The following is a 16,673-nucleotide window of genomic DNA, read 5'->3' as shown; positions in this document are numbered from 1 at the left end:
AACGGGGATGACGACGGCGCAGCGGCCGACACTGGAGGCGGTGGCCCGGCGGGCGGGCGTCTCGCGGGCAACCGTGTCCCGGGTGGTGAACGGCTCCACGACGGTCGCCGAGCCCATCCGGGACGCGGTCCGCCGGGCGGTGGCCGAGCTGGGGTACGTGCCGAACCTGGCCGCCCGCAGCCTGGTCACCCAGCGGACCGACTCGATCGCCCTGGTGCTGCCGGAGGCCGCCACCCGGGTCTTCTCCGACGACCAGGTCTTCCCCGGGATCATCCGGGGCGCGGCGCAGGAGCTGGAGGCGGCCGACAAGCAGCTCGTGCTGATGCTGGCCGGCTCGCCCGCCGGCCACGACCGGGTCGAGCGCTACACGACCGGGCGACACGTCGACGGGGTGCTCTTCGCCTCGCTGCACGGCGAGGACCCGCTGCCCGGCCGGCTCGCCCGGCTGGGCATCCCGGTCGTGTGCAGCGGCCGGCCGCTCGACGGCGCCGACGTGCCCTACGTCGACGTCGACCACGTCGGCGGGGTGGCCACGGCGGTGCGGCACCTGCTCGACAGCGGACGCCGCCGCATCGCCACCATCGCCGGCCCGCAGGACATGGTGGCCGGCATCGAGCGCCTCGCCGGCTACCGGAACACGGTCGCCGAGGCCGGCCTGCCGGAACTGGTGGCGACCGGCGACTTCACCCGCGAGTCCGGGGCGACGGCCATGCGGCAGCTCCTCGCCGAGCACCCCGACCTGGACGCCGTCTTCGCCGCCTCCGACCTGATGGCGCACGCCGCCCTGCGGGCGCTGCGCGAGGCGGGGCGGCGGGTGCCGGACGACGTGGCGGTGATCGGCTTCGACGACATCGAGACGGCGGCGTACACCGAGCCGCCGCTGACCACCGTCCGGCAGCCCATCGTGCAGCTGGGCCGGCAGATGACCCGGCTGCTGCTGCGGCTGGCCGCCGGCGAGGCCATCGAATCCGTGGTGCTCCCCACCGAGCTGATCCTCCGCGAGTCGGCCTGAGGGGCCGGCGGATAACCGGTCGAGCCGCGCGGGGGTCCGGCGGTAGCGTCACCGCCGTGACCCCACCGACCCGGCTGATCCGCGTACCCGCCCTCTCCGACGTCGCCGAGTACGCGTACGCGGCCACGGTCGAGCCACCGGCCCGGCTGGTGTTCACCGCCGGCGCCTGCCCGCTCGACGCCGAGGGCCGGACCGTCGCGCCCGGCGACCCCGTCGGCCAGGCCCGGCAGGTGATGGCCAACCTGGAGACCGCCCTCGCGGCGGCCGGGGCCCGACTCACCGACGTCGTCAAGACCACCGTGTACGTGGCGTCGTCCCGCCAGGAGGACCTGGTGGCCGTGTGGGAGGTGGTCCGGGACGCGTTCGGCGACCACGAGCCGCCCAGCACCCTGCTCGGGGTGGCCGTGCTCGGCTACTCCGACCAGCTCGTCGAGGTCGAGGCCGTCGCCGCCGTACGCGGGGAGGGCTGACATGCGGATCCGGACCGCCCGCCCCGACGACGCGCCCGCCGTGGTGGCGCTGCGCACGCTCGTGTACCCCTACCTGGTGCGCGGCGTCGAGTCGACCCGGAAGATGATCGCCCAGCCCCCGCCCGGCGAGCAGTGGACCGCGTACGTCGTCGAGGTGGACGACACCGTGGTCGGCTGGGTGTCGGCGTACCGCAACGACCGGACCTCGGAGCCGGACGTCGGCGAGATCTCCACCCTGCACGTCCACCCGGAGCACCGGGGCCGGGGCGCCGGCACCGCGTTGCTGACCGCCGCGCTCGGGCACCTGCGGGACATCGGGGCGCGCCGGATCCGCACCTGGGCGCTGCCGGAGTCGCTGCCGTTCGCCCGCCGGCACGGCTTCACGCCGAGCCGGGAGATGCGCTACTCGGCCCTCGACCTGCGGCCGGCCCCGCCGATGCCGGAGTCGCCGCCGGGCGTACGGCTGCTTGCGCTGACCGACGTCGAGCCGCGTCGGGTCTACCTGGCCGAGGTGGCCGCGGCGGCCGACGAGCCGGAGGACGTGCCCGCCGACGCGATCAGCTACGAGAGCTGGCGCTCCGAGATCTGGGACAGCCCGGGCCTGGACCGCGCGGCCAGCACGGTGGCGGAAATCGGCGGCGAGGTGGCGTCCTTCAGCCTCGTCCAGCGCGACGGCGACCGGATGTGGTCGGACTACACCGGCACGCTGCCGGCGCACCGGGGGCGCGGGCTGGCCCGCCTGGTCAAGACGGCGGCGCTGCACCGCGCCGCCGCCGGCGGCGTACGCACCGCCTACACCTCGAACGACGAGGCGAACGCGCCGATGCTGGCGGTCAACGTCGGGCTCGGCTACCGCCCGGTCGGGTCGAGTTGGTCCTGCCTGCGCGAGCTTTCCTGACGGTCCGATTCAGCCGACGGCCCGCACCAAGGTCCAGGGTCAGCCGGCGGCCCGCCCCGAGGGCTGGGGTCAGCCGGCGGCCCGCACCCGCTGGGCGACCGCCAGGGTCTCGGCGCCGAAGAGCACCAGCCGGGCCTCGGTGACGTGCGCCGGGGTGGCCGAGTTGAGCACGGACAGGGCCTGCCGGACGGCGTCCTCGACCGGCCAGCCGTAGACGCCGGCCGAGATCAGCGGGAACGCCACGGTGCCCGCGCCCATCTCGTCGGCGACCTGCAGGCTGTTCGTGTAGCAGTCGCGCAGCAGCGGCGAGCGGTCCTCGTCGGCCGACCAGACCGGCCCGACCGTGTGCACCACCCAGCGGGCCGGCAGGTCGCCCGCGGTGGTGGCCACCGCCCGGCCGGTCGGCAGGCCCCGGCCGTACCGGGAGGCGCGCAGCGCCCGGCACTCGTCGAGGATGGCCGGCCCGCCCCGCCGGTGGATGGCGCCGTCCACTCCCCCGCCGCCGAGCAGCGACGAGTTGGCGGCGTTGACGATCACGTCCACCCGCTGCGTCGTGATGTCGCCCCCGACCAGGGTGATCTCCACGTCAGCCCTCCGTGACGGACTGGCCGAGCGAGCGGCGGGCCAGCAGGGTCGCCCCGGCGACGGCGGCCGGCATGACGAGCACCGCGCCGAGCGGGATCAGGAAGCAGACGAAGACCGCCACGCCGAAGCCGAGCGTGGTCGGCCGGTCCGCCTTGAGGTGCGCCCGCCGCTCCGGCAGCCGCATCCCGCGCCGGTAGAAGGGGGCTCCGACCAGCTCCACGGCGAGCAGCCAGCCGCCGACCGCCGCCCCGATCACCGGCACCACGGTCTGGCCGACCACCGGGATGAAGCCGGCGGCGAAGAGCGGGATGCCGAAGAGGATCGACAGGCCCACCAGCCGCACCGAGTCGGCGATGCTGCGCCGCAGCGACGGCCAGAACGGCACGTCGACCGCGCCGGGCGTGCCGCCGAGGCGCTCCTCGACGCGTTCGGAGATCTTCTCGTAGAACGGGTCGCCGATGACCAGGGTGACGGCGGTGAAGGTGACCACCGCGAGCAGGCCGCCGAGGCCGAGGAAGGCCAGCCCGGCGATCACCCGGACGAGGCTGCGCCCGGTGGTCGACCAGTCGTCGGCGAACGGCGTGACCAGCGCGGCCAGGTCCTCGACGAAGTACGCCAGGGTGGCGAACGCGGCCACGAAGATCGCGCCCGAGATCAACGCCGGGATGACGCCGAGCAGCATCAGCCCGGGGCTGCGGACGTAGAGGCCGAGGCCGCGCAGGAGCAGGCCCACGCCGGTGAAGAACCGGCCGGCGGCGCCGGTCACGGGCGCGGCGATGCGGGGTGCGTTCACGACCGCAGAGCCTAGTTGTACCCGGTCATGAGGGTCATCGCAGCCAGCCGACTGACGGCGGGCCTCCGGACCCGCGCTCTACTGCCAGGTGGCGGTGTCGGGGTCGATGTCGTGGGCGCGTGCGCTGGCGTCGATGCTCTGCCGGAACCACGTGGTGAGGCCGGCACGGATGCCGTCGTAGTGGGCGGCGAATGCCGGATCGGCCTCGTACCTGCGGCCGAGACAGACCTGCATCTGCCTGGTGAGGGGAAAGTACGAGGAAAAGACCTCGCGGTGCCGCTCGACGAGTCGATTCGCCTCCGGGCTGCCAGGGGTGACCCCGGCGTCCATCGCGTCGCCGAGGGCACGGTCGAGGTCGGCAACGGTGTCGGCGACGGCCTGCCATTCCTCCGGGCTGCGAGAGGCTGCGCGTTCGGCGTACTGCTGCCACTGCGTCGTGTCTCCGTAGCGGTGACGGGCCTGGGCGTGCCGGTCCGGGTCCCACTGGGGGCCGAAGATCGCGGCCTGCTGCTCGACGGTCAGCAGCAGGCCGCGCTCGTGGGCGTCGATCATGCGATCCAGTCCGGCGCTGAGCTGCTGGAGACGGTCGATCCGCTGGGCGACCTGGATGCGCTGCGCGCGCAGTGCGCCGGGCACGTCCGCGGTCGAGTCGTCCAGGATGGCCCGGATGCTGTCCAGACCGAGGCCGATCTCCCGGTAGACGACGATGCGGTGCAGGCGTTCCAGGTCGCCGGCGGTGTAGAGCCGGTAGCCGGCGGTCGTGCGCAGCGACGGTCGCGCCAGACCGATGTCATCCCAGTGGTGCAGCGCGCGGACCGTCACGCCCAGCCGCGTCGAGACCTGGCCGACGGTCAGGCCATCGGCGTCGGTGGCATCAGGCATGCTCCTCATTGTCGCCGCGACCGCCGCCCGGTGGGGTGATCCCGATGGCTTCAAGGTTCCGCGCCTCCTGGCTGGCCGGATCGAAGGGCTTCGCCGCCGTGAAGACGATCCGTGCGTTCTCGGGGGTGATCACCTCCACGTCGCGGGTGTTCCAGGGGGTGTCCCGGGGGCCGTCGACCGAGTCCGGGTTCAACGCGCGACAGGCCTCGACAAGGGGATCGATCTGGCTGAGCACGCCCGAGAAGCTGAAGCTCATCGCTGGTGGCTGCGCCGGGACGCTCTCCGCCGAGCGGAGGAGCACGTCCTGGAACGCCCACCGGCGCAGGTGCACGAGCGTGCCGGGGATGCTGAACAGCTCGAAGAACCCGAGCCCACGAGTCCAGAAATCCACCGACGCCGCCAGGTCGCTCGTGGGGATCGTCACGAACGCGGGCATCCCGTAGATGCCCCGGAACGGCTCAGGCGCAACCGCGTCCGGGCCGGGATCGGGCACGGGACTCATCTCGAAAGCGTCGTAGTAGTCACTCATGTACCCCACCCTGGGGCCTTACGCAGCGTGAGGGTCAAGCCGCATCGGTGCCGGTCCTACCGTTGGCCGCGGCCAACGTCGTGGCCGCCGTACACCCGGTAGGCGGACCGCCGGCTGGGGACGTCGAGCGGGCACGGCAGGATGGATACGTGCGGGCGGCCCGGTTGATCTCGTTGGTCCTGCTGCTCCAGGCGCGGGAGACGATGACCGCGGCGGAGCTGGCGCGGGAGTTGGAGGTCTCCGAGCGGACCGTCTACCGGGACGTGCTGGCGCTCTCCGCCGCCGGGGTGCCGGTCTACGCCGACCGGGGCCGGGCCGGCGGCTACCGGCTGCTCGGCGGCTACCGGACCCGGTTGACCGGGCTGACCCGGGACGAGGCGGAGGCGCTCTTCCTGGCCGGGTTGCCCGGACCGGCGGGCGACATGGGGCTCGCCGACGCGGTGGCCTCGGCCGAGCTGAAGGTGCTCGCCGCGCTTCCACCGAGCCTGCGCGACGCACCGGTGCGCACCGGTCAGCGCTTCCACCTGGACGTGCCGGGCTGGTTCCGGGAGGCCGGGCCACCGCCGTGGCTGACCGAGCTGGCCGGCGCGGTCTGGCGGGACCGGGTGGTCGAGCTGCGCTACCGGCGCGGCGACCGCGAGGTCGAACGCGAGGCGCACCCGTACGGGCTGGTCCTCAAGAGCGGGGTCTGGTATCTCGTCGGCCGGGTCGGCGGCGCGTACCGCACGTACCGGGTGGACCGGGTCACCCACGTCGGGGTCCAGACCGCGACCTTCGACCGGGACGCCGGCTTCGACCTGGCCGGATACTGGCGGGAGCAGGCCGAGGAGTTCCTGCGCGGCATGCTCCGGGCCGAGGTCACGATGCGGCTGAGCCCCGTCGGCCTGCGCCGGCTCCGCTTCGTCGCCGACGCCCCCTTCGCGTACGACGAGGCGCTCGCCGCGGCCGGCGAGCCCGACGGGCAGGGGTGGGTGGTGACCCGCCTGCCCGTCGAGTCCGTCGACGTCGCGTACCCCCAGTTGCTGTCCCTGGGGCCGGAGGTGGAGGTGCTCGGCCCGCCGGACCTGCGGGAGCTGATGGTCGACGCCGCCAGGCGGTCCGCCGCGGTCTACCGGGTGGCGCCCGGTCAGCGGTAGCCGGTCACGTCGGCCGGTCTGTCCGTCTCCACCACCTCTGTGATGTAGCGGAACCCGTCCGGCCGGCTGCCGTCGACGTCGGTGAACCCGTACACCTGGGACAGCTCGCCGGCTGAGACGGACGCCTGGTTCCAGCGGGCCCGGTCCTCGTCGGCGGCGAGCGCGGCGACCGCGCGCCCGACGAAGGCCGGGGTCTCCGAGATGAGGAAGTGCGGATCCTTGGCGGCGCCGTCCCGCCAGTTCTCCTCGGTGACCCCGAAGTGCTCCAGCATCGCCTCGGACCGGATCCAGCCCGGTGTCAGCGCCACGGCGGTGCCGCCGTGCGGCTTCAGCTCGTGCCCCCAGACGTACGCGAGCCGGTTGACCGACGTCTTCGCCAGGTCGTAGAAGACCGACAGCCGGTAGTGGTCGTCGTTGTACGCCTTCGTGCCGTCGCCGACCTCCACCACCAGGCCGCCGGGGCGGCGGATCAGCAGCGGCAGGGCGAAGTGGGCGGTCACGACGTGCGTGTCGATCGCCAGGCGCAGGCTGCGGAAGCCGGCCTCCAGCGGCTGCTCCCAGACCGGCTTCTCCCAGGTGGTCAGGGGATCGCCGCCCCAGATGTCGTTGACCAGCACGTCGAGGCGGCCCTGCTCGGCGTCGATCCTGGCGACGAGGTCGCGGACCTGCTCGGGGACGAGGTGGTCGACCCGGACCGCGATGCCGGTGCCGCCGGCGGCGGTGACCAGCTCGGCGGTCTCCTCGATGGTCTCCGGGCGGTCCATCTCGGAGCGGCCGGCCCGGCTACTGCGGCCGGTGGCGTAGACCGTGGCACCGGCGGCGCCGAGCTGCACCGCGATCTGCCGGCCGGCGCCCCGTGTCGCCCCGGCGACGAGCGCGATCTTTCCTGTCAGCGGTTTCGTCATGCGGCGAGCCTGTCAGCGATACCTGACAGCCGAAGTCCGGTTTCGCGAAGCCGTGTCGTCCGGCATGCTCGCCGGCATGCACCTGCTGCTCTCCGGGATCGTCGGCTCGGTCGCGTACGGGCTGGCCGGGCCGGGCTCCGACGTCGACCGGATCGGCGTCTTCGCCGCGCCCACCGTCGCCTTCCACGGGCTGCGCCCGCCCCGCGAGTCGGTGGTGACCACCGATCCCGACATCACCCTGCACGAGGCGGCGAAGTGGTGCCGCCTGGCGCTGAGCGGCAACCCGACCGCCACCGAGCTGGCCTGGTTGCCGGAGGACTGCTACGAGACCCGTACGGAGTTCGGCGACCGGCTGGTCGCCATCCGCTCGGCGTTCCTCAGCGCGCCCCGCGTCCGCGACGCCTACCTGGGCTACGCCGGCCAGCAGTTCCGCAAGCTGGAGTCCCGGGGCGACGGCACGTTCTCCGCCGACACCCGGCGGCGCACCGCCAAGCACGCCCGGCACCTGGCCCGGCTGGTGCACCAGGGCCGGCTGCTCTACGCCACCGGCGTGCTGGAGATCCGGCTCGCCGACCCGCAGTGGTTCCGCAGCTTCGGCGAGCGGGTGGCCGGCGGCGCGTTGGCCGAGGCCCGGACGCTGATCGCCGAGGCGGAGCGGGACTTCGACCGGATCCGCACCCCGCTGCCGGACCGCCCGGACGAGGCGGCCGTGGAACGCTGGCTGCTCGACGTGCGCGCCGCCCACCTGCCGCCGGGTCCCGCCACGCCCTGACCCCCCGGGCCGATCCTGGCGGGGCGGCGCGGCGGACAGCCGCTGGCCAGCATCGCCCGAGACGCGGTGGACCTGTTCACCGGCCCGTACCGCGACCGCATCCGCGAGTGCGCCACGCACGACTGCTACCTCGTCTTCGTGGACACCTCGCGCCCCGGCCGGCGACGCTGGTGCGCGATGGAGCGCTGCGGCAACCGGCACAAGGTCCGCTCGCTGCGCGCCCGCCGCGCCGAGTAAACCCGTTGCCCGGCGGCCGCGGTCCGCTGTTAGGGTTCCGGCACGCCCTCGTCGAGGAAAGGGAGGTGAGCGCCGTGTCCACGACATCGCTGTGCTCCCGCCCGGCCACGAGGGCACCACGGTTCTGAGCCGGGGGCACGAAACCCGGAAGGACCTCATGACCGACCTGGTCATCCGCCCGCTCACCGCGGGCGAGGAAGCACTGTTCGACTCCCTGCCCCACACCAGGCTGGTGGGGCGCGCCGCCTTCGGCGACAACTACTCCGACATGGCCGCCGACGGCCAGTACCGTCCCGAGTGGAGCTGGGTCGCCCTGCGCGCCGGCACCGTGGTGGCCCGCGCCGCCTGGTGGGGTGGGCCGGACGACGAGTCTCCGCTGGCCCTCGACTGGCTCGACTTCACCGACCACGAGGCCGCGGTCCGGCTACTGCGCGCCGCGCCGCTGCGGGCCGAGTACTCCCTCTCGTTGCCATCCGGCTGGCGGAACGACCCGGCCGTCCGGGCGGAGGCGCAGGCCCGGATCGACGCGGCGACCGCCGCCGGCATGTCCCCGCTGGTCGCGCGGTACCGGTACCGGTGGACGCGAGAGCACGGGCTGCCCGCCCGGCCCGGCCGGTTGGAGTTCCGCCCGGAACCCGACGACGCCGTGATCCTCGACGTGCTGCGCCGCATCGGCGAGGGGAGTCTCGACGCCCACACCCGCCGCGCCGCCGCCGAGCACGGGCCGGAGGCGGCGGCGCGGGAGGAGCTCGACCTGTTGCGCTGGCTGCCGAGCCCGCGCGACTGGTGGCGGCTGGCCTGGACGCCGGCCGGTGAACTGGTCGGCGTCACCGTGCCGGCCCGCAACCACAGCGATCCCGTCGTCGGCTTCGTCGGCGTGGTGCCCGAGCAGCGCGGGCACGGCTACGCGTACGACCTACTGGTCGAGGCCACCCACCTGCTCATCGAGGCGGGAGTGACCGAGATCGTGGCGGCCACCGACCAGACGAACCACCCGATGGCCGCCGCCTTCGCCCGGGCGGGCTACCCGATCGAGCGGGAACGCATCGATCTCGTGTGACGGCCCGGCTCCCGGCGCCGACGACCGGCGCCGGGAGCCACCCGGTTCAGTCGGCCAGGCGTACGCGGACCCGACGGTTGGCCCGCCCCTTGCTCTCCACCTTGACCACCTGCACCTTGCCGATCTGCGCGGTGGAGGCGACGTGCGTGCCGCCGTCGGCCTGGACGTCCAGCCCGACGATGTCGACGATCCGCACCTCCTGCTCCTCCGGCGGGATCAGGTTCGACTGGGTACGGATGATGTCGGGCAGGGCGAGCGCCTCGTCGCGGGGCAGCACCCGCACGGCCACCGCCCGGTCGGCGGCGACCTCGGCGTTGACCAGCTCCTCGATGCGGCTCTTGAAGTCGGACGGCACCTCGGGCAGGTTGAAGTCCATCCTGGCCTCGCCCGGCTCCATGTTGCCGCCCGTGACGAGCGCGCCGAAGTCGCGGAACACCACCCCGCAGAGCACGTGCAGCCCGGAGTGGGTCCGCATCAGCCGGGTGCGCCGGTCGTCCTCGACCGCGCCGGTGACCGCCGTGCCGGCCGGCGGCAACGGGTCGCCCTCGACCGGGATCAGCCAGAGGTCGTCGCCCTTGCGGGTGCCGGCGATGCGGGTCTGCACCCCCTGCCAGAGCAGTACGCCGTGGTCCGGCGGCTGCCCGCCGCCGCCCGGATAGAACGCCGACCGGTCCAGCACGATGCCCTGCTCGGGATCGGCGTGCAGCACCGTGCACTCCCACTCCCGCAGTGTCGGATCGGCGAGGTCCAGCCGGTGCGTACGGCCGTGGTGTGTGACGCCCATGTCAGGGCACGTTACTCGTTGAGGAAGGCGGATATCCGGCTTCGCAGGTCGGCGCGTTCCGTCCAGAGGACGCCGGGCCGGTCGTACACGTGCAGGGTGGCCCGGGGCAGCGCGGCGGCGAGCTGCTCGGCGACCTCGACCGGGTGCAGGTCGTCACCGGCACAGCCGATCACCAGGGCCGGCGCGGTGACGGCGGCCAGCGAACCGGCGTCGCGCAGGGGTGCCTGCTCGGGCAGGCTCGCCAGCCCCGGGGCGAGCCCGTCGCGCAGGAGCTGGTCGAGGCGTTGGCGCAGGTAGGCCCAGCCGGCCGGGGTGTTGCGTACGGCGGGCGGCAGCTCGGCCTGGACCACGTCGGCCACGGCGGCGGCGTCGCCGCTCTCCACGGCCTCGAACAGCGCGGTCAGCCGGGCCCGGGCGACCTCGCCGCGCGGCCGGTCGAGCGCCGCGGGCAGGAAGACGACGAGTCGCTCGAAGCGTTCGGGGCTCTCGGCGAGCAGCCGGCAGAGCGCGCCCGCGCCGAGGCTGGCGCCGAAGGCCCGGGTGGCGCCGCCGAGGTCGGCGACCGCGCGCAGGTCGCGGGCGAGGTCCAGGTAGCTCCACGGGCCGGGCGGCGCGTCGGAGCGGCCGTGCCCGCGGAACTGGAAGAACAGCTTGCGGCCCGTCACCCCGCTGCCGAAGGGCCGGGTGGTGGCGATGCCGTTGCCCAACCCGTGGGCGAACACCGTGACCGGGTCACCCGCGCCGGTGACGAGCTGCTCCAGGTGTACGCCGTGCGGCGTGGCGACCAGCTCGGTGTCCGGCTCCGGCAGGGCCGGTCGGCCGGTACGCGGGCCACCCGGGCCCGGCCCCCAGGTGCGGGGCCCGCCGTCCGGCGGGGGCGGCCAGCGGAAACCCCTCACCAGAAGCCTTTGCCGTCGCTCAGGTCGCGCAGCCCCACCCGGACGTCGAGCAGGTAGATCAGGCCGGCGGCGATGCCGACGAGCCCGAAGAGGCTGATCGGGCCGAAGCCGAGCAGGGTCAGCACCAGGCAGACGGCGAGGATGGCGATCCAGCCGCCCTTGGGCAGGGTGCCGATGGCGGAGAAGGCGTCGGAACGCTGGGTGATGGCGTGCACCAGGGCGATGCCCTGCACGACCAACGCGAAGACGAGCAGGATCAGCTCGATCACGTAGCGAACATCGAAGGCGAAGAGCGGCGCGGCGTAGGCCATGTCGGCAAGCTTATGCCGGTGACCCCGGATCGTCCGACAGGACGCATCCGGGGTCACCGGCGGAACGATCTACTCGGCGGCCGGGCGGGTCCGCTTGGTGGCCCGGGGCAGCTTCGCCGACGGGGTGGCGGCCGGCTCGGCGGCGGCCTTGGCGGCCTTGGTGGCCCGGGTCGTCGCCTTCTTCGCGGCGGCCGGCTTGGCCTCCAGCACCTCGGCCACGTCGGCCGGGGTCGGCACCTCGTCGGTCGCGGCCGGGGTCGGCACGTCGGTGGTCACGGCCTGGGTCGGCACGTCGGCGGTGACGGACCGCACGGTGGCCGGCTTCGCGACGGCCTCGGCCCGCTCGGTCTCGGCCCCGGTCGCCTCGATGTCGGCGTTCACGGTCTCGGCGGCCTCCAGCACGCCGGCCCCGACGACCCGCTCACCCCGGGCGACCAGCGCGACGTACGCGGCCTGCGCCCGCTCCTGCGCGGCCTGGGCGCCGGCGACCACCACGGCGGCGTTGCGGGTGGCCAGCGCACGGAGCCGGTCGAGGTCGGCGACCTCGCGCAGCCGCTCCAGGTCGGCGACCTCACGCAGCTTGTTCAGGTCGGCGGCCTCACGCAGGCGCTTCAGGTCCAGCTCGGCCGGGACGGCCTTCTCGCGCAGTCCCTCGGCGGTCAGGTTCGCCGTACGCAGCGTGTCGTTGGCCTTCTGGCGCAGCTCGACGCCGGTGACGACGGCCTTGCCACCCAGGTCGGCGACGACCTTGGTGCCGAGGTCGGTCACCACGGCGGGGAGCTTGCGCAGCTGCTGGAGGGCGAGCTCGCCCGCGCCCGCGGCGGCGTAGATCGGGGCCGGGATGCGGCTGGTCTTCGGCTGGGTCATCACTTCTCCTCTTCGGCCGCGTCGGCGGCCTTCCGGGCCGCGTCGCGGGCGGCCTTCTTCTCGGGGGTGTCGATCGGTGCGGGGGCGGGGCCGGCCTCGGTGACGGCGACCGACTCCAGCACGGCCTCGGTCGGGGTGCCCTCCGGTGTGGTGGGGCCCGTGGCGGCGAGGTTGGCCAGGTCGGGCGCGGCCCCGACGGGATCCGGCGTGCCCGTGCCGGCGGCCTCGGCCCCGGCGGTGGGCGTCGCGCCGGTGGCCGCCGCGGTCGCCTCGGCAAGCCGCGCGTTCTCCCGGCGGAACGTCTCGTAGATCTGGGTGAGCGACTGCTTCTGCGCCATGGTCAGGTCGGGGTCGACGGAGATGGCCGCGAGCACGCCCTGGCCCTCCTTGTCGTCGAGCAGCCCCGCCCGCAGGTACATCGCGGGGGTGGAGACGCGCAGCGCGCTGGCGAGCTGCTGGAGCACCTCCGCGCTCGGCTTGCGCAGACCGCGCTCGATCTGACTGAGGTACGGGTTGCTGACCCCCGCCTGCTCGGCGAGCTGCCGCAGCGAGATCTTCGCGTTGCGGCGCAGGTCGCGAATGAACCCGCCGACGTCGGGAAGGTCCTTACCAGTGGCCATGGCCCGACGCTAACGCGCCCTGCTAGCTCCTGCAAGCAGAATGCTAACCAGAGTTAGCGACGTCTCATCCCGCCGCCCCGGCCACGCCCGCGCTGGGTGCGGCGGGTCGGTCGCCGTCGGTAAACCGGTGGCGTCACGGCGGTCCCGATCGTCACGATCAAGCCGTGCTCGCCGACCTGTGGCCCCTCTACGGCCTCACCATCTCCACGCCACGACTTGAGCTTCGCCTGCCCCGCGAGGAGGAGCTGGCGGCACTCGCGAATCTCGCGGGCCGGGGCGTGCACCGTCCGGACGAGCGCCCGTTCCTGACGCCGTGGACCGACGGCGGCCCGGAGGAGCGGGCGCGCGCCGTGTTGCAGGGGCACTGGGGCCGGCTCGCCGAGTGGAGCGACTCGGCGTGGCGGCTCGGGCTCGGCGTCTTCCGGCTCGGGAATCCGCTCGGCGTGGTCACGCTCGGCGCGCGCGACTTCCGGGTCGTCCGGCAGGTCACGACGTCGGCGTGGCTCGGGATCGAACACCAGGGCAGGGGCTACGGAACCGAGGCCCGCGCCGGCCTGCTCACGCTGGCCTTCGACCACCTCGGCGCCGATGCCGCGCTCACCGAGGTCTTCCAGGACAACCACTCGTCCCAGGGGGTGTCCCGCAAGCTCGGCTACGAGCACGACGGCATCTCCGTCGACGCCCGCGGTGACGAGGCCCTGGTGTCCGATCGCCTACGGCTCACCCGCGCGAAGTGGCGCCGACAGGAGCGGCCGGCGGCGACGGTCCACGCCGTGGCGGCCTGCCTGCCGATGTTCGGCCTCTGACGGGGATCCCCGCACCACCCGGCAGTCGCGCCTGGGGCCGCTCGCCCGACGCCCGCGCCGGCACAAGGCGGTTGCGCCCCGGTCTCCCGGTGCGTACCTTGCCGCAGTGACCAAGATCGAGGTGAACGGCGCCCTGCTCGCGTACGACGACACCGGCAGCGGCACGCCCGTCGTCCTGCTGCACGCCGGCATCGCGGACCGGCGGATGTGGCGGGAGCAGGTCGGCCCGCTGGCCGCGCGGCACCGGGTGATCGCCCTCGACCTGCGCGGGTACGGGGACTCCGAGCTGCCGCCGACCCCGTTCGCCCACCACGACGACGTGGCCGGACTGCTCGACGCGCTCGACCTCCCCCGGGCCGCCCTGGTCGGCTGCTCGTTCGGCGGCGCCGTCGCCATCGACACCGCGCTGGCCCACCCGGAGCGGGTGAGCGCGCTCGCCCTCCTCGGCACCGCCGCCTCGGGCCACGAATGGTCGGACGAGGCGAACGACCTCTGGGAGAGCCTGGTGGGCGAGGTCGACCCGGAGGACTTCGCCGCCAGCGCCGCCGGCGAGGTGCGCTTCTGGGTGGTCGGCCCGGGCCGCGAGCCCGCCGACGTCGACCCGGAACTGCTCGCCTTCGCCCGCGAGATGGACCAGCGGGCGCTCGCCGCCGAGTTGGCGCTCAGCGCGGTCGACGTCGCCGAACTCGACCCGCCCGCGATCGGCCGCCTCCACGAGCTGCGGATGCCCGTCCTGGTCGGCGCCGGCGCGGCCGACGTGCCCGACATCAGCCGGCTCGCCGACCGGATCGCCGCCGAGGCGCCCGACGCTGTCCGCCTGCCCGACGTGCCCGACGCCGGACACCTGCTGCCGCTGGAGCGACCCGCCCCGGTCAACGCCGCCCTGCTCGACTTCCTGCCCTGACACCCGCACCGTCGTCGACGACGGTGCGGTACGGCCCGTCGTCCGCCTCCGCGGGGTGCGGAGGTGGGCGGTCGTGGCGGTCCTTGCCGATCAGCCCGCCAGCCTCTCGGCCCGCACTCAACGGTTGAAGGGGATAAATGGATTGCACGGGCGCCGGGCTGGGAGTTTGACTGCTCGCCATGTCTCCTTCCCCCTCACCCGTCTTCGTTGCGGGTACGGGTCGTTCGGGAACGTCACGGCTCGCCGACATCATCGGCGAACATCCGCTGATCCACCGGATTCCCATGGAGACCAGGTTCCTCGTCGACCCGGGCGGCCTGCGGGACCTGGCCGACGCGCTCACCGGTCGATACGACCCCACCGTCGGTGAGGACGCTCTGCACCGGCTGAGCGACTTCCTCACCGTACGAGTGCCCGGCCGGCGCGACGATCGCGGCAAGACCGTTCCCGAACTGGTCGGCGAGCGGCGCTACCGGGACGCGGTGGAACAGCTCTGGCCTCAGTTGATCGCGTACACCTTCGACGAACCCGCGCCCGCCGAAGGCTTCGGCAACGCCGACCGTCCTGCCGGACCGTTCGAGCCGCTGAGCCGCCGGCGGGTGGTTTCCCGGTACTTCAGCGACCGGAGCGAACTACTCGGAATCCTGCGGGGCCTGGTCGACACCATCTTCGGCGGAGCAGCCGCCGACGCGGGCAAGCCGACCTGGTGCGAGAAGACGCCGTTCAACCTGCTGTGCATGGAGTTCCTCTGGGAACTGGTCCCCGAGGCGACCATCGTGCACATCAAGCGTCACCCGGTCTCAGTGCTCGCATCCCACCTGGCCCAGCCATGGGCGCCGGCCACGGTCGACGGCGCGCTCGCCTACCTCAAGCCGATCTACGATCGGTGGCTCACCTGGAAGGACACGGCCGGCCTGACGGGCAGGCGATACGTCGAGGTGAAGGCGGAAGATCTCGCAGCCGACTGGCCCGGGCAGCGCCGCGCCCTGTTCGAACGGCTCGACGTCGACGACTTCGAAACCCGTTCGGCGTTCCAGTCGCACAAGCTGGCGCAGCGCAACAACCAGTTCGACGACGAAACCCGCGAGTTCATCGAGGAAGCACTCGGCAAGGTCATCCCGGCCATGGGATACGAGTGACGACCATGACCCTCCACCCTGACGACGCCGCGTCGCGCCCCTCGAACGCCCGGTGAACGTCGCGACGAGGCGGGAAACGGCTACCAGAGCGGCCGGACGGCGCCGACCGGCAGGCCGCCGCCGAAGAGCGGCAGTTCGGCGTACTCGGTCAGCACCGGCGCGTCCAGCCCGAGGCGGCGCAGGGCGGAGACCAGCACCGGCATCCGGGCGCGGCCCGCGCCGTCGTCGATCTTGAGGGCGACCGCGCCGACCCCGGGCACCGCCGCCGCGACGACCCCCTCGGCGCCGATCTTGGCGAGCAGCCCGGGCACGCCCCGCATCAGCCGGCTGTCCTCGGCCCGGGTGCCGCCGACCAGATCCGGGTGGGCGCGCATCGCGTCGGCCACCGTCCGTGGCACGGAGCCGGGCTCCGCCGAGACGAGCCGGAGGTACGCCCCGGCCAGGCCGGTCAGCGAGACGGCGAGCACCGGGGCGCCGCAGCCGTCCACCCCGACCGCCGCAGCCGGCTCGCCCGTGAACTCCTCCACCGCGTCCCGGAGCCGCTGCTGCAACGGGTGCTCCGGACGCCAGTACCCGTCGAGCGGCCAGCCGGCGGCCAGGCAGGTCAGCAGCATCCCGCTGTGCTTGCCGGAGCAGTTCATCTGCGTACGGGTGGGGCCGCCGCCGGCCCGCAGCACGGCCGTCCGCGCCTCGTCGCCCACGGGCAGGTCCGGCGGGCAGTGCAGGGCCGACTCGTCCAGCCCGGCGCGGGCGAGCAACGCGCCCACCCGGGCCAGGTGGAACTCCTCGCCGGCGTGGCTGGCCGAGACCAGCGCCACGTCGGCGGGGTCGGCCAGCGTCAGCCCGGCGCGGAGCATCCCGACCGTCTGCATCGGCTTGTTGGACGAGCGCGGGAAGACCGGGGAGGTCACGTCCCCGGCGCCGGCCACCGTCTGACCCGAGGCGTCGAGCACCACCACCGAGCCCCGGTGCACGCCCTCGACGAACCCCGACCGGACCACCTCGGCGAGCGGCGCGCCGCCCTCGTACGTCTTTCCCACAGGGTGGACGGTACCGGCAGCTCC

21 protein-coding genes are annotated in these 16,673 nt (G+C 74.0%); 10 read left to right on the top strand and 11 right to left on the bottom strand.

The features are described from left to right. Nucleotides 1-7 precede the first annotated feature (7 nt). From F6X68_RS04120 to F6X68_RS04110, 3 genes are read left to right on the top strand one after another with little or no spacing between them, the layout of a single operon-like run. A complete protein-coding gene (locus F6X68_RS04120) occupies nt 8-1,012 on the top strand; it encodes a LacI family DNA-binding transcriptional regulator (protein ID WP_132230773.1) in 1,005 nt (334 codons plus the stop codon). Between the two features lie 56 nt (nt 1,013-1,068). Continuing rightward, entirely contained in the window at nt 1,069-1,482 is a 414-nt protein-coding gene (locus F6X68_RS04115; RefSeq protein ID WP_151452993.1) for a RidA family protein, read from the top strand. A 1-nt stretch (nt 1,483) separates the two neighbouring features. Beyond that, nucleotides 1,484-2,380 carry a GNAT family N-acetyltransferase gene (locus tag F6X68_RS04110; RefSeq protein ID WP_151452992.1) on the top strand — a complete coding sequence of 299 codons (897 nt, stop codon included), beginning with the start codon at nt 1,484-1,486 and terminating at the stop codon, nt 2,378-2,380. A 69-nt stretch (nt 2,381-2,449) separates the two neighbouring features. Here F6X68_RS04110 and F6X68_RS04105 read toward each other — a convergent pair whose 3' ends face one another. The 4 genes from F6X68_RS04105 to F6X68_RS04090 all read right to left on the bottom strand — a co-directional run bounded on the left by F6X68_RS04105 (nt 2,450) and on the right by F6X68_RS04090 (nt 5,169). Beyond that, nucleotides 2,450-2,965, bottom strand: coding sequence for an O-acetyl-ADP-ribose deacetylase (locus F6X68_RS04105; protein ID WP_151452991.1), 516 nt, complete (start codon nt 2,963-2,965; stop codon nt 2,450-2,452). A 1-nt stretch (nt 2,966) separates the two neighbouring features. Further along, complete coding sequence (locus F6X68_RS04100) at nt 2,967-3,758, bottom strand: EI24 domain-containing protein (RefSeq protein WP_151452990.1); 792 nt, start codon at nt 3,756-3,758, stop codon at nt 2,967-2,969. Nucleotides 3,759-3,836: 78 nt separating this feature from the next. Continuing rightward, complete coding sequence (locus F6X68_RS04095) at nt 3,837-4,640, bottom strand: MerR family transcriptional regulator (RefSeq protein WP_151452989.1); 804 nt, start codon at nt 4,638-4,640, stop codon at nt 3,837-3,839. Next, complete coding sequence (locus tag F6X68_RS04090) at nt 4,633-5,169, bottom strand: VOC family protein (protein ID WP_151452988.1); 537 nt, start codon at nt 5,167-5,169, stop codon at nt 4,633-4,635. Before F6X68_RS04090 ends, F6X68_RS04095 begins: the two co-directional genes overlap by 8 nt. A gap of 149 nt (nt 5,170-5,318) precedes the next feature. On the opposite strand from F6X68_RS04090, the gene F6X68_RS04085 reads away from it, so the two are divergent. Further along, on the top strand, nt 5,319-6,305 hold the full coding sequence (locus tag F6X68_RS04085; protein WP_151452987.1) for a YafY family protein: 987 nt from the start codon (nt 5,319-5,321) through the stop codon (nt 6,303-6,305). Here F6X68_RS04085 and F6X68_RS04080 read toward each other — a convergent pair. Continuing rightward, nucleotides 6,296-7,210: an SDR family oxidoreductase gene (locus tag F6X68_RS04080; protein ID WP_151452986.1), complete on the bottom strand. Its 915-nt coding sequence runs from the start codon at nt 7,208-7,210 to the stop codon at nt 6,296-6,298. The genes F6X68_RS04085 and F6X68_RS04080 overlap by 10 nt on opposite strands. Nucleotides 7,211-7,286: 76 nt before the next feature. On the opposite strand from F6X68_RS04080, the gene F6X68_RS04075 reads away from it, so the two are divergent. The 3 genes from F6X68_RS04075 (at nt 7,287) to F6X68_RS04065 (ending at nt 9,279) form a co-directional block, all read left to right on the top strand. Continuing rightward, nucleotides 7,287-7,982 carry a DNA polymerase beta superfamily protein gene (locus F6X68_RS04075; RefSeq protein WP_151453005.1) on the top strand — a complete coding sequence of 232 codons (696 nt, stop codon included), beginning with the start codon at nt 7,287-7,289 and terminating at the stop codon, nt 7,980-7,982. A gap of 66 nt (nt 7,983-8,048) precedes the next feature. Next, nucleotides 8,049-8,219: a CGNR zinc finger domain-containing protein gene (locus F6X68_RS33955; protein WP_370518902.1), complete on the top strand. Its 171-nt coding sequence runs from the start codon at nt 8,049-8,051 to the stop codon at nt 8,217-8,219. 157 nt (nt 8,220-8,376) lie between these two features. Beyond that, nucleotides 8,377-9,279 carry a GNAT family N-acetyltransferase gene (locus F6X68_RS04065; RefSeq protein WP_151452984.1) on the top strand — a complete coding sequence of 301 codons (903 nt, stop codon included), beginning with the start codon at nt 8,377-8,379 and terminating at the stop codon, nt 9,277-9,279. A 46-nt stretch (nt 9,280-9,325) separates the two neighbouring features. On the opposite strand, the gene F6X68_RS04060 is transcribed toward F6X68_RS04065, so the two are convergent. From F6X68_RS04060 to F6X68_RS04040, 5 genes are all read right to left on the bottom strand, one after another. Continuing rightward, nucleotides 9,326-10,063 carry an alanyl-tRNA editing protein gene (locus F6X68_RS04060; RefSeq protein ID WP_132230765.1) on the bottom strand — a complete coding sequence of 246 codons (738 nt, stop codon included), beginning with the start codon at nt 10,061-10,063 and terminating at the stop codon, nt 9,326-9,328. Between the two features lie 11 nt (nt 10,064-10,074). Beyond that, nucleotides 10,075-10,962 (bottom strand): alpha/beta fold hydrolase, encoded by an 888-nt coding sequence (locus F6X68_RS04055; protein ID WP_151452983.1) that lies wholly within the window; start codon nt 10,960-10,962, stop codon nt 10,075-10,077. After that, the gene (locus tag F6X68_RS04050; protein WP_151452982.1) at nt 10,959-11,273 is read right to left on the bottom strand and encodes a DUF2516 family protein; all 315 of its coding nucleotides are present in this window, start codon (nt 11,271-11,273) and stop codon (nt 10,959-10,961) included. Before F6X68_RS04050 ends, F6X68_RS04055 begins: the two co-directional genes overlap by 4 nt. A gap of 69 nt (nt 11,274-11,342) precedes the next feature. Continuing rightward, nucleotides 11,343-12,140 carry a hypothetical protein gene (locus F6X68_RS04045; RefSeq protein ID WP_370518901.1) on the bottom strand — a complete coding sequence of 266 codons (798 nt, stop codon included), beginning with the start codon at nt 12,138-12,140 and terminating at the stop codon, nt 11,343-11,345. Next, nucleotides 12,140-12,760: a helix-turn-helix domain-containing protein gene (locus F6X68_RS04040; RefSeq protein WP_151452980.1), complete on the bottom strand. Its 621-nt coding sequence runs from the start codon at nt 12,758-12,760 to the stop codon at nt 12,140-12,142. Before F6X68_RS04040 ends, F6X68_RS04045 begins: the two co-directional genes overlap by 1 nt. Nucleotides 12,761-12,924: 164 nt before the next feature. Here F6X68_RS04040 and F6X68_RS04035 point away from each other — a divergent pair, with 164 nt between their 5' ends. The 3 genes from F6X68_RS04035 (at nt 12,925) to F6X68_RS04020 (ending at nt 15,609) form a co-directional block, all read left to right on the top strand. Next, nucleotides 12,925-13,566 (top strand): GNAT family N-acetyltransferase, encoded by a 642-nt coding sequence (locus F6X68_RS04035; RefSeq protein WP_151452979.1) that lies wholly within the window; start codon nt 12,925-12,927, stop codon nt 13,564-13,566. A gap of 106 nt (nt 13,567-13,672) precedes the next feature. Then, entirely contained in the window at nt 13,673-14,470 is a 798-nt protein-coding gene (locus F6X68_RS04030; protein WP_132230759.1) for an alpha/beta fold hydrolase, read from the top strand. Between the two features lie 284 nt (nt 14,471-14,754). Beyond that, entirely contained in the window at nt 14,755-15,609 is an 855-nt protein-coding gene (locus tag F6X68_RS04020) for a sulfotransferase (RefSeq protein WP_151452977.1), read from the top strand. An 80-nt stretch (nt 15,610-15,689) separates the two neighbouring features. On the opposite strand, the gene F6X68_RS04015 is transcribed toward F6X68_RS04020, so the two are convergent. Next, the gene (locus tag F6X68_RS04015; RefSeq protein WP_151452976.1) at nt 15,690-16,649 is read right to left on the bottom strand and encodes an asparaginase; all 960 of its coding nucleotides are present in this window, start codon (nt 16,647-16,649) and stop codon (nt 15,690-15,692) included. Nucleotides 16,650-16,673 lie beyond the last annotated feature (24 nt).

The organism is Micromonospora sp. AMSO12t, from assembly GCF_008806585.1.
Taxonomy (GTDB): Bacteria; Actinomycetota; Actinomycetes; order Mycobacteriales; family Micromonosporaceae; genus Micromonospora; species Micromonospora reichwaldensis.
This window is presented reverse-complemented; position numbering and strand designations above follow the sequence as displayed.

Coding starts and splice junctions, on each gene's coding strand:
- F6X68_RS04120 (WP_132230773.1), top strand. CDS start 8: ATGACGACGGCGCAGCGGCCGACACTGGAGGCGGTGGCCCGGCGGGCG.
- F6X68_RS04110 (WP_151452992.1), top strand. CDS start 1,484: ATGCGGATCCGGACCGCCCGCCCCGACGACGCGCCCGCCGTGGTGGCG.
- F6X68_RS04095 (WP_151452989.1), bottom strand. CDS start 4,640: ATGCCTGATGCCACCGACGCCGATGGCCTGACCGTCGGCCAGGTCTCG.
- F6X68_RS04090 (WP_151452988.1), bottom strand. CDS start 5,169: ATGAGTGACTACTACGACGCTTTCGAGATGAGTCCCGTGCCCGATCCC.
- F6X68_RS04080 (WP_151452986.1), bottom strand. CDS start 7,210: ATGACGAAACCGCTGACAGGAAAGATCGCGCTCGTCGCCGGGGCGACA.
- F6X68_RS04075 (WP_151453005.1), top strand. CDS start 7,287: ATGCACCTGCTGCTCTCCGGGATCGTCGGCTCGGTCGCGTACGGGCTG.
- F6X68_RS04065 (WP_151452984.1), top strand. CDS start 8,377: ATGACCGACCTGGTCATCCGCCCGCTCACCGCGGGCGAGGAAGCACTG.
- F6X68_RS04060 (WP_132230765.1), bottom strand. CDS start 10,063: ATGGGCGTCACACACCACGGCCGTACGCACCGGCTGGACCTCGCCGAT.
- F6X68_RS04050 (WP_151452982.1), bottom strand. CDS start 11,273: ATGGCCTACGCCGCGCCGCTCTTCGCCTTCGATGTTCGCTACGTGATC.
- F6X68_RS04045 (WP_370518901.1), bottom strand. CDS start 12,140: ATGACCCAGCCGAAGACCAGCCGCATCCCGGCCCCGATCTACGCCGCC.
- F6X68_RS04040 (WP_151452980.1), bottom strand. CDS start 12,760: ATGGCCACTGGTAAGGACCTTCCCGACGTCGGCGGGTTCATTCGCGAC.
- F6X68_RS04020 (WP_151452977.1), top strand. CDS start 14,755: ATGGAGACCAGGTTCCTCGTCGACCCGGGCGGCCTGCGGGACCTGGCC.